We start from the raw sequence: 8517 nt of genomic DNA, 5'->3' as shown, positions 1-8517 counted from the left end.
AAATTCGTAGCTGTAGACGCTCTTTCATTTACAGCTCCAAAAACTGCTGAATTTGCAAAAGTTCTTGCAGCATTGAGCATCGATTCTAAAGTTCTTGTTATCCTTGAAGAAGGAAATGAATTCGCAGCTCTTTCAGCTCGTAACCTTCCAAACGTGAAAGTTGCAACTGCTACAACTGCAAGTGTTCTTGACATCGCAAATAGCGACAAACTTCTTGTCACACAAGCAGCTATCTCTAAAATCGAGGAGGTTCTTGCATAATGAATTTGTATGATGTTATCAAAAAACCTGTCATCACTGAAAGCTCAATGGCTCAACTTGAAGCAGGAAAATATGTATTTGAAGTTGACACTCGTGCACACAAACTTTTGATCAAGCAAGCTGTTGAAGCTGCTTTCGAAGGTGTTAAAGTTGCCAACGTTAACACAATCAACGTAAAACCAAAAGCAAAACGTGTTGGACGTTACACTGGTTTTACTAACAAAACTAAAAAAGCTATCATCACACTTACAGCTGATTCAAAAGCAATCGAGTTGTTTGCTGCTGAAGCTGAATAATCTAAGGAGGAAATATCGTGGGAATTCGTGTTTATAAACCAACAACAAACGGTCGCCGTAATATGACTTCTTTGGATTTCGCTGAAATCACAACAAGCACTCCTGAAAAATCATTGCTTGTTGCCTTGAAGAAACAGGCTGGTCGTAACAACAACGGTCGTATCACTGTTCGTCACCACGGTGGTGGACACAAACGTTTCTACCGTTTGGTTGACTTCAAACGTAACAAAGACAACGTTGAAGCTGTTGTTAAAACAATCGAGTACGATCCAAACCGTTCTGCAAACATCGCTCTTGTACACTACACTGACGGTGTGAAAGCATACATCATCGCTCCAAAAGGTCTTGAAGTTGGTCAACGCATCGTTTCAGGTCCAGAAGCAGATATCAAAGTCGGGAACGCTCTTCCGCTTGCTAACATCCCAGTTGGTACTTTGATCCACAACATCGAGTTGAAACCAGGTCGTGGTGGAGAATTGGTGCGTGCAGCTGGAGCTTCTGCTCAAGTATTGGGTCAAGAAGGTAAATATGTTCTTGTTCGTCTTCAATCTGGCGAAGTACGTATGATCCTTGGAACTTGTCGTGCAACAGTTGGTGTTGTCGGAAACGAACAACATGGACTTGTTAACCTTGGTAAAGCAGGACGTAGCCGTTGGAAAGGTATCCGCCCAACAGTTCGTGGTTCTGTAATGAACCCTAACGATCACCCACACGGTGGTGGTGAAGGTAAAGCACCAGTTGGTCGTAAAGCGCCATCTACTCCATGGGGCAAACCTGCTCTTGGTCTTAAAACTCGTAACAAGAAAGCGAAATCTGACAAACTTATCGTTCGTCGTCGCAACGAGAAATAATTTAAAACTAGTCGCATAAGCGCTAGATAATCCGCCAGCTCGGTAGCGCTCCATGTGAGCGCAAGCCGCTGTGGTACAACATTTAAAGGAGAAAAAATAAAATGGGACGCAGTCTTAAAAAAGGACCTTTCGTCGATGAGCATTTGATGAAAAAAGTTGAAGCTCAAGCTAACGACGAAAAGAAAAAAGTTATCAAAACTTGGTCACGTCGTTCAACGATCTTCCCAAGTTTCATTGGTTACACTATTGCAGTTTATGACGGACGTAAACACGTACCTGTTTACATCCAAGAAGACATGGTAGGTCACAAGCTTGGTGAATTTGCACCAACTCGTACTTACAAAGGTCACGCTGCAGATGACAAGAAAACACGTAGAAAATAAGGAGAACATAAATGGCAGAAATTACTTCAGCTAAAGCAATGGCTCGTACAGTACGTGTTTCACCTCGTAAATCACGTCTTGTTCTTGACAATATCCGTGGTAAAAGCGTAGCCGATGCTATTGCAATCTTGACATTCACTCCAAACAAAGCTGCTGAAATCATCTTGAAAGTTTTGAATTCAGCTGTAGCTAACGCTGAAAACAACTTTGGTTTGGACAAAGCTAACTTGGTAGTATCTGAAGCATTCGCAAACGAAGGACCAACTATGAAACGTTTCCGTCCACGTGCGAAAGGTTCAGCTTCACCAATCAACAAACGTACAGCTCACATCACTGTAGCTGTTGCAGAAAAATAAGGAGGTAACATCGTGGGTCAAAAAGTACATCCAATTGGTATGCGTGTCGGCATCATCCGTGATTGGGATGCCAAATGGTATGCTGAAAAAGAATACGCGGATTACCTTCATGAAGATCTTGCAATCCGTAAATTCGTTCAAAAAGAACTTGCTGACGCAGCAGTTTCAACTATCGAAATCGAACGCGCAGTGAACAAAGTTAACGTTTCACTTCACACTGCTAAACCAGGTATGGTTATCGGTAAAGGTGGCGCTAACGTTGATGCACTCCGTGCAAAACTTAACAAATTGACTGGAAAACAAGTACACATCAACATCATCGAAATCAAACAACCTGATTTGGATGCTCACCTTGTAGGTGAAGGAATTGCTCGTCAATTGGAGCAACGTGTTGCTTTCCGTCGTGCACAAAAACAAGCAATCCAACGCGCAATGCGTGCTGGAGCTAAAGGAATTAAAACTCAAGTATCAGGTCGTTTGAACGGTGCAGATATTGCCCGTGCTGAAGGATACTCAGAAGGAACTGTTCCACTCCACACACTTCGTGCAGATATCGATTACGCTTGGGAAGAAGCGGATACTACATACGGTAAACTTGGTGTTAAAGTATGGATCTACCGTGGTGAAGTTCTTCCAGCTCGTAAAAACACTAAAGGAGGTAAATAACCAATGTTAGTACCTAAACGTGTTAAACACCGTCGTGAATTCCGTGGAAAAATGCGCGGTGAAGCAAAAGGTGGAAAAGAAGTAGCATTCGGTGAATACGGTCTTCAAGCTACAACTAGCCACTGGATCACTAACCGCCAAATCGAAGCTGCTCGTATCGCCATGACTCGTTACATGAAACGTGGTGGTAAAGTTTGGATTAAAATCTTCCCACACAAATCATACACTGCTAAAGCTATCGGTGTGCGTATGGGATCTGGTAAAGGGGCGCCTGAAGGTTGGGTAGCACCAGTTAAACGTGGTAAAGTGATGTTTGAAGTTGCTGGTGTATCTGAAGAGATCGCTCGCGAAGCGCTTCGTCTTGCAAGCCACAAATTGCCAGTTAAATGTAAATTCGTAAAACGTGAAGCAGAATAAGGAGAAGGCATGAAACTTAATGAAGTAAAAGAATTTGTTAAAGAACTTCGTGGTCTTTCTCAAGAAGAACTCGCGAAGCGCGAAAACGAATTGAAAAAAGAATTGTTTGAACTTCGTTTCCAAGCTGCTACTGGTCAATTGGAACAAACAGCTCGCTTGAAAGAAGTTAAAAAACAAATCGCTCGTATCAAAACAGTTCAATCTGAAGCGAAATAATAGACTAGGGAAGGAGAAATTTCAATGGAACGCAATAATCGTAAAGTTCTTGTTGGACGTGTTGTATCTGACAAAATGGACAAGACAATCACAGTTGTAGTTGAAACAAAACGTAACCACCCAGTCTATGGTAAACGTATTAACTACTCTAAAAAATACAAAGCACATGATGAAAACAATGTTGCCAAAGAAGGCGATATCGTACGTATCATGGAAACTCGTCCGCTTTCAGCTACAAAACGTTTCCGTCTTGTAGAAGTTGTTGAAGAAGCGGTCATCATCTAATCAAACCTGAAAGGAGAAAACTGAAATGATTCAAACAGAAACTCGTTTGAAAGTCGCAGACAACAGCGGTGCTCGCGAAATCTTGACTATCAAAGTTCTTGGTGGTTCAGGACGTAAATTTGCAAACATCGGTGATGTTATTGTGGCATCTGTAAAACAAGCTACTCCTGGTGGTGCGGTTAAAAAAGGTGACGTTGTAAAAGCTGTTATCGTTCGTACTAAATCAGGTGCTCGTCGTGCTGATGGTTCATACATCAAATTTGACGAAAACGCAGCAGTTATCATCCGTGAAGACAAAACTCCTCGCGGAACACGTATCTTTGGCCCAGTTGCACGTGAATTGCGTGAAGGTGGCTTCATGAAGATCGTGTCACTTGCTCCAGAAGTACTTTAATTTTTAGAAACAAACTAGTCCCCTAGCTTCACGCTAGGGTGCCCTTGTGGGCGTAAGAAAAATCAAGGAGAAACCTAATGTTTGTAAAAAAAGGCGACAAAGTTCGCGTAATCGCTGGTAAAGATAAGGGAACAGAAGCTGTTGTCCTTACTGCCCTTCCAAAAGTAAACAAAGTTATCGTTGAAGGTGTTAACATCGTTAAGAAACACCAACGTCCAACTAACGAGCTTCCTCAAGGTGGTATCATCGAGAAAGAAGCAGCTATCCACGTATCAAACGTTCAAGTTTTGGATAAAAACGGTGTAGCTGGTCGTGTTGGTTACAAATTTGTAGACGGTAAAAAAGTTCGCTACAATAAAAAATCAGGCGAAGTGCTTGATTAATCACGAAGGAAAGGAGAAGTATAATGGCAAATCGTTTAAAAGAAAAATATCTTAATGAAGTAGTTCCTGCTTTGACAGAACAATTCAACTACTCATCAGTGATGGCTGTGCCTAAAGTAGATAAGATCGTTTTGAACATGGGTGTTGGTGAAGCTGTATCAAACGCTAAAAGCCTTGAAAAAGCTGCTGAAGAATTGGCGCTTATCTCAGGTCAAAAACCACTTATCACTAAAGCTAAAAAATCAATCGCCGGCTTCCGTCTTCGTGAAGGTGTAGCGATCGGTGCAAAAGTTACCCTTCGTGGTGAACGTATGTACGAATTCTTGGACAAATTGGTTTCAGTTTCACTTCCACGTGTACGTGACTTCCACGGTGTTCCAACAAAATCATTTGATGGACGCGGAAACTACACACTTGGTGTGAAAGAACAATTGATCTTCCCAGAAATCAACTTTGATGACGTTGACAAAACTCGTGGTCTTGACATCGTTATCGTAACAACTGCTAACACTGACGAAGAGTCACGTGCATTGCTTACAGGCCTTGGAATGCCTTTTGCAAAATAATATAGGAGGTAAATCTAATGGCTAAAAAATCAATGATTGCTAAGAACAAACGTCCAGCGAAGTTCTCTACTCAAGCTTATACTCGTTGTGAAAAATGTGGTCGTCCACATTCAGTTTACCGCAAATTTAAACTTTGCCGTGTTTGCTTCCGTGAATTAGCTTACAAAGGACAAATTCCTGGTGTAACAAAAGCATCTTGGTAATTTAAGATATCAAGGGCGTCCAAACTCCAAGTGAAAATAGGAAACTTGACGAAGAAACTGAAGTTTCTAGGAAAGTTTATCTTTTTCACACAGAGTTTAGCACGGGTTCAGTTGGGCTTGCCAATTTGAACACGAGCTACAGCTTTGACAAAAAAGACCAATTTTCTTTAGAGCACCGCTCCTGCATCAAATTGCCTATTTTTGCTCTTGCTGTTACGCTCTTTGTATCATGTATTAACTAGCAAGTGCAACTTGCAAACTACTAGTAAGAGGAGAAAAACAAAATGGTTATGACTGACCCAATCGCAGACTTCCTAACTCGTATTCGTAACGCTAACCAAGCGAAACACGAAGTACTTGAAGTACCTGCATCAAACATCAAAAAAGGGATTGCTGAAATCCTTAAACGCGAAGGTTTTGTTAAGAACGTAGAAATCATCGAAGATGACAAACAAGGCATCATCCGTGTATTCCTTAAGTACGGACCAAACGGTGAAAAAGTTATCACTAACTTGAAACGTGTTTCTAAACCAGGACTTCGTGTCTACAAAAAACGTGAAGATCTTCCAAAAGTTCTTAACGGACTTGGAATTGCTATCCTTTCAACTTCTGAAGGTTTGCTTACTGATAAAGAAGCTCGCCAAAAGAACGTTGGTGGAGAAGTTATCGCTTACGTTTGGTAAAATCAAGATACAAAGCTCGTAAAGAACAAAGCAAAATTAGGAAGTTGGAGAAGTTTGTTTACAAACAAGCCAACTTATCTATTTTGCACAGTTCTTAGAGCGTGTTCAATTTAGCTATTGAACTCAATAAGTATCTTTAACCCCGTGAAAACTGGCCGTTCTGGCCTGACAATTTAACAGGAGAAAATAAACATGTCACGTATTGGTAATAAAGTTATCGTGTTGCCTGCTGGTGTTGAAATCACTAACAATGACAACGTTGTAACTGTAAAAGGACCTAAAGGAGAACTTACTCGTGAGTTCTCAAAAGATATTGAAATTCGTGTGGAAGGTACTGAAGTAACTCTTCACCGACCAAACGATTCAAAAGAAATGAAAACAATCCACGGAACTACTCGTGCCCTTTTGAACAACATGGTTGTTGGTGTATCAGAAGGATTCAAGAAAGTACTTGAAATGCGTGGGGTTGGTTACCGTGCACAACTTCAAGGAAACAAACTTGTTTTGGCTGTAGGTAAATCTCATCCAGACGAAGTTGAAGCTCCAGAAGGAATTACTTTTGAACTTCCAAACCCAACAACAATTGCTATCAGCGGAATTTCAAAAGAAGTAGTTGGTCAAACAGCTGCTTACGTACGTAGCCTTCGCTCACCTGAACCATATAAAGGTAAAGGTATCCGTTACGTTGGCGAATACGTTCGTCTTAAAGAAGGTAAAACAGGTAAATAATGTTGAGTGGTTGATTTTCAACCATCGACTTATTTTCCAACTTTGTGCATAGCACACGATTTAAAACTAAAGAGGTGAAAACTGTGATTTCTAAACCAGATAAAAACAAACTCCGCCAAAAACGCCACCGTCGCGTTCGCGGAAAACTCTCTGGAACTGCTGATCGCCCACGTTTGAACGTATTCCGTTCTAATACAGGCATCTACGCTCAAGTGATTGATGACGTAGCGGGTGTAACGCTCGCAAGTGCTTCAACTCTTGACAAAGAAGTTTCAAAAGGAACTAAAACTGAACAAGCCGTTGCTGTCGGTAAACTCGTTGCAGAACGTGCAAGTGCTAAAGGTATTTCAGAAGTGGTGTTCGACCGCGGTGGATATCTATATCACGGACGTGTGAAAGCTTTGGCTGATGCAGCTCGTGAAAACGGATTGAAATTCTAATAGGAGGACACTAGAAAATGGCATTTAAAGACAATGCAGTTGAATTTGAAGAACGCGTAGTTGCTGTCAACCGTGTTACAAAAGTTGTTAAAGGTGGACGTCGTCTTCGTTTCGCAGCTCTTGTTGTTGTTGGTGATCACAATGGTCGCGTAGGATTTGGTACTGGTAAAGCTCAAGAAGTTCCAGAAGCAATCCGTAAAGCAGTAGACGATGCTAAGAAAAACTTGATTGAAGTACCTATGGTTGGAACAACAATTCCTCACGAAGTTCTTTCAGAATTCGGTGGAGCTAAAGTATTGTTGAAACCTGCTGTAGAAGGTTCTGGAGTTGCCGCTGGTGGTGCCGTTCGTGCCGTTGTGGAATTGGCAGGTGTGGCAGATATTACATCTAAATCACTTGGCTCTAACACTCCAATCAACATTGTTCGCGCAACTGTTGAAGGTTTGAAACAATTGAAACGCGCTGAAGAAGTTGCTGCCCTTCGTGGTATCTCAGTTTCTGATTTGGCATAAGAAAGGGGATAAAATGGCTCAAATTAAAATTACTTTGACTAAGTCTCCAATCGGACGCATTCCATCACAACGTAAAACTGTTGTAGCACTTGGACTTGGCAAATTGAACAGCTCTGTTATCAAAGAAGACAACGCTGCTATTCGTGGTATGATCACTGCAGTATCTCACTTGGTAACAGTTGAAGAAGTAAACTAATGAATTTTTAGGGGATGTGGCAATACTCATCCCCTAAAACTAGATATAGTCATCTAAGATGACGAATGTATAGGCGAGTTGATAAGGGAGACAACCTTTTCTCTCTTATCGGCGCTAGCATTTTACAAAAGAGGAGAAAAAATAATGAAACTTCATGAATTGAAACCTGCAGAAGGTTCTCGTAAAGTACGTAACCGTGTTGGTCGTGGTACTTCATCAGGTAACGGTAAAACATCTGGTCGCGGTCAAAAAGGTCAAAAAGCTCGTAGCGGTGGCGGAGTTCGCCTTGGTTTTGAAGGTGGACAAACTCCATTGTTCCGTCGTCTTCCAAAACGTGGATTCACTAACATCAACGCTAAAGAATACGCAATTGTAAACCTTGACCAATTGAACGTCTTTGAAGACGGTGCAGAAGTAACTCCAGTTGTACTTATCGAAGCAGGAATTGTGAAAGCTGAAAAATCAGGAGTTAAAATTCTTGGTAACGGTGAGTTGACTAAGAAATTGACTGTGAAAGCAGCTAAATTCTCTAAATCAGCTGAGGAAGCTATCACTGCTAAAGGTGGTTCTGTAGAAGTCATCTAAGAGAGGTGACCCATGTTTTTTAAATTATTAAAAGAAGCGCTCAAGGTTAAACAAGTTCGATCAAAAATTCTCTTTACGATTTTTATCATTCTTGT

Annotated in this window: 19 protein-coding genes; all 19 read left to right on the top strand. The window is 41.3% G+C overall.

Features of this window, described 5'->3' with window-relative positions:
- Nucleotides 1-261 (top strand): 50S ribosomal protein L4 (gene rplD / locus SORDD24_RS11620; protein WP_231082671.1); only part of this gene is annotated, 261 nt, incomplete at its 5' end.
- On the top strand, nucleotides 261-557 hold the full coding sequence (locus SORDD24_RS03375) for a 50S ribosomal protein L23 (RefSeq protein ID WP_001055347.1): 297 nt from the start codon (nucleotides 261-263) through the stop codon (nucleotides 555-557). The genes rplD and SORDD24_RS03375, both read left to right, overlap by 1 nt.
- 17 nt (nucleotides 558-574) lie before the next feature.
- Entirely contained in the window at nucleotides 575-1408 is an 834-nt protein-coding gene (gene rplB / locus SORDD24_RS03370; RefSeq protein ID WP_000512903.1) for a 50S ribosomal protein L2, read from the top strand.
- Nucleotides 1409-1509: 101 nt separating this feature from the next.
- Entirely contained in the window at nucleotides 1510-1791 is a 282-nt protein-coding gene (gene rpsS, locus SORDD24_RS03365; RefSeq protein WP_000533766.1) for a 30S ribosomal protein S19, read from the top strand.
- Nucleotides 1792-1802: 11 nt separating this feature from the next.
- A complete protein-coding gene (rplV, locus tag SORDD24_RS03360) occupies nucleotides 1803-2147 on the top strand; it encodes a 50S ribosomal protein L22 (protein ID WP_000818137.1) in 345 nt (114 codons plus the stop codon).
- A 12-nt stretch (nucleotides 2148-2159) separates the two neighbouring features.
- The gene (rpsC, locus tag SORDD24_RS03355; RefSeq protein WP_000529936.1) at nucleotides 2160-2813 is read left to right on the top strand and encodes a 30S ribosomal protein S3; all 654 of its coding nucleotides are present in this window, start codon (nucleotides 2160-2162) and stop codon (nucleotides 2811-2813) included.
- A gap of 3 nt (nucleotides 2814-2816) precedes the next feature.
- Complete coding sequence (gene rplP / locus SORDD24_RS03350) at nucleotides 2817-3230, top strand: 50S ribosomal protein L16 (protein ID WP_000960948.1); 414 nt, start codon at nucleotides 2817-2819, stop codon at nucleotides 3228-3230.
- A gap of 9 nt (nucleotides 3231-3239) precedes the next feature.
- Nucleotides 3240-3446: a 50S ribosomal protein L29 gene (gene rpmC, locus SORDD24_RS03345; RefSeq protein ID WP_000772918.1), complete on the top strand. Its 207-nt coding sequence runs from the start codon at nucleotides 3240-3242 to the stop codon at nucleotides 3444-3446.
- Nucleotides 3447-3470: 24 nt separating this feature from the next.
- Complete coding sequence (gene rpsQ, locus SORDD24_RS03340; RefSeq protein ID WP_000440801.1) at nucleotides 3471-3731, top strand: 30S ribosomal protein S17; 261 nt, start codon at nucleotides 3471-3473, stop codon at nucleotides 3729-3731.
- A gap of 25 nt (nucleotides 3732-3756) precedes the next feature.
- The gene (rplN, locus tag SORDD24_RS03335; RefSeq protein ID WP_000616545.1) at nucleotides 3757-4125 is read left to right on the top strand and encodes a 50S ribosomal protein L14; all 369 of its coding nucleotides are present in this window, start codon (nucleotides 3757-3759) and stop codon (nucleotides 4123-4125) included.
- Nucleotides 4126-4202: 77 nt separating this feature from the next.
- Nucleotides 4203-4508, top strand: a complete 306-nt coding sequence (gene rplX, locus SORDD24_RS03330) for a 50S ribosomal protein L24 (RefSeq protein WP_000497691.1) — start codon at nucleotides 4203-4205, stop codon at nucleotides 4506-4508.
- Between the two features lie 23 nt (nucleotides 4509-4531).
- Nucleotides 4532-5074 (top strand): 50S ribosomal protein L5, encoded by a 543-nt coding sequence (rplE, locus tag SORDD24_RS03325; protein WP_000013542.1) that lies wholly within the window; start codon nucleotides 4532-4534, stop codon nucleotides 5072-5074.
- Between the two features lie 17 nt (nucleotides 5075-5091).
- Nucleotides 5092-5277 carry a type Z 30S ribosomal protein S14 gene (locus SORDD24_RS03320; protein WP_001085697.1) on the top strand — a complete coding sequence of 62 codons (186 nt, stop codon included), beginning with the start codon at nucleotides 5092-5094 and terminating at the stop codon, nucleotides 5275-5277.
- A gap of 284 nt (nucleotides 5278-5561) precedes the next feature.
- Nucleotides 5562-5960: a 30S ribosomal protein S8 gene (gene rpsH / locus SORDD24_RS03315; RefSeq protein WP_000245504.1), complete on the top strand. Its 399-nt coding sequence runs from the start codon at nucleotides 5562-5564 to the stop codon at nucleotides 5958-5960.
- A 192-nt stretch (nucleotides 5961-6152) separates the two neighbouring features.
- Nucleotides 6153-6689, top strand: coding sequence for a 50S ribosomal protein L6 (gene rplF, locus SORDD24_RS03310; RefSeq protein WP_000086628.1), 537 nt, complete (start codon nucleotides 6153-6155; stop codon nucleotides 6687-6689).
- Nucleotides 6690-6772: 83 nt separating this feature from the next.
- Nucleotides 6773-7129 (top strand): 50S ribosomal protein L18, encoded by a 357-nt coding sequence (gene rplR, locus SORDD24_RS03305; protein ID WP_004251098.1) that lies wholly within the window; start codon nucleotides 6773-6775, stop codon nucleotides 7127-7129.
- Nucleotides 7130-7146: 17 nt separating this feature from the next.
- A complete protein-coding gene (gene rpsE, locus SORDD24_RS03300) occupies nucleotides 7147-7641 on the top strand; it encodes a 30S ribosomal protein S5 (protein WP_000874196.1) in 495 nt (164 codons plus the stop codon).
- Nucleotides 7642-7654: 13 nt separating this feature from the next.
- On the top strand, nucleotides 7655-7837 hold the full coding sequence (gene rpmD / locus SORDD24_RS03295; RefSeq protein WP_000057241.1) for a 50S ribosomal protein L30: 183 nt from the start codon (nucleotides 7655-7657) through the stop codon (nucleotides 7835-7837).
- 144 nt (nucleotides 7838-7981) lie between these two features.
- Entirely contained in the window at nucleotides 7982-8422 is a 441-nt protein-coding gene (gene rplO / locus SORDD24_RS03290; protein ID WP_000766089.1) for a 50S ribosomal protein L15, read from the top strand.
- Nucleotides 8423-8517: the final 95 nt, after the last annotated feature.

This window comes from Streptococcus oralis, assembly GCF_001579175.1.
GTDB classification, from domain to species: Bacteria; Bacillota; Bacilli; order Lactobacillales; family Streptococcaceae; genus Streptococcus; species Streptococcus oralis_O.
The sequence above is the reverse complement of the archived record's forward strand: the minus strand, read 5'-3'. Positions and strand labels throughout refer to the sequence as shown.

Excerpts from the sequence above, each read along its gene's own strand:
- rpsQ (WP_000440801.1), top strand. The coding sequence starts at position 3,471 with ATGGAACGCAATAATCGTAAAGTTCTTGTTGGACGTGTTGTATCTGAC.
- rplF (WP_000086628.1), top strand. The coding sequence starts at position 6,153 with ATGTCACGTATTGGTAATAAAGTTATCGTGTTGCCTGCTGGTGTTGAA.
- rpsS (WP_000533766.1), top strand. The coding sequence starts at position 1,510 with ATGGGACGCAGTCTTAAAAAAGGACCTTTCGTCGATGAGCATTTGATG.
- rplP (WP_000960948.1), top strand. The coding sequence starts at position 2,817 with ATGTTAGTACCTAAACGTGTTAAACACCGTCGTGAATTCCGTGGAAAA.
- rpmD (WP_000057241.1), top strand. The coding sequence starts at position 7,655 with ATGGCTCAAATTAAAATTACTTTGACTAAGTCTCCAATCGGACGCATT.
- rpsH (WP_000245504.1), top strand. The coding sequence starts at position 5,562 with ATGGTTATGACTGACCCAATCGCAGACTTCCTAACTCGTATTCGTAAC.
- rpmC (WP_000772918.1), top strand. The coding sequence starts at position 3,240 with ATGAAACTTAATGAAGTAAAAGAATTTGTTAAAGAACTTCGTGGTCTT.
- rplE (WP_000013542.1), top strand. The coding sequence starts at position 4,532 with ATGGCAAATCGTTTAAAAGAAAAATATCTTAATGAAGTAGTTCCTGCT.
- rplX (WP_000497691.1), top strand. The coding sequence starts at position 4,203 with ATGTTTGTAAAAAAAGGCGACAAAGTTCGCGTAATCGCTGGTAAAGAT.
- SORDD24_RS03320 (WP_001085697.1), top strand. The coding sequence starts at position 5,092 with ATGGCTAAAAAATCAATGATTGCTAAGAACAAACGTCCAGCGAAGTTC.
- rplO (WP_000766089.1), top strand. The coding sequence starts at position 7,982 with ATGAAACTTCATGAATTGAAACCTGCAGAAGGTTCTCGTAAAGTACGT.
- rpsE (WP_000874196.1), top strand. The coding sequence starts at position 7,147 with ATGGCATTTAAAGACAATGCAGTTGAATTTGAAGAACGCGTAGTTGCT.
- rplV (WP_000818137.1), top strand. The coding sequence starts at position 1,803 with ATGGCAGAAATTACTTCAGCTAAAGCAATGGCTCGTACAGTACGTGTT.
- rplN (WP_000616545.1), top strand. The coding sequence starts at position 3,757 with ATGATTCAAACAGAAACTCGTTTGAAAGTCGCAGACAACAGCGGTGCT.
- SORDD24_RS03375 (WP_001055347.1), top strand. The coding sequence starts at position 261 with ATGAATTTGTATGATGTTATCAAAAAACCTGTCATCACTGAAAGCTCA.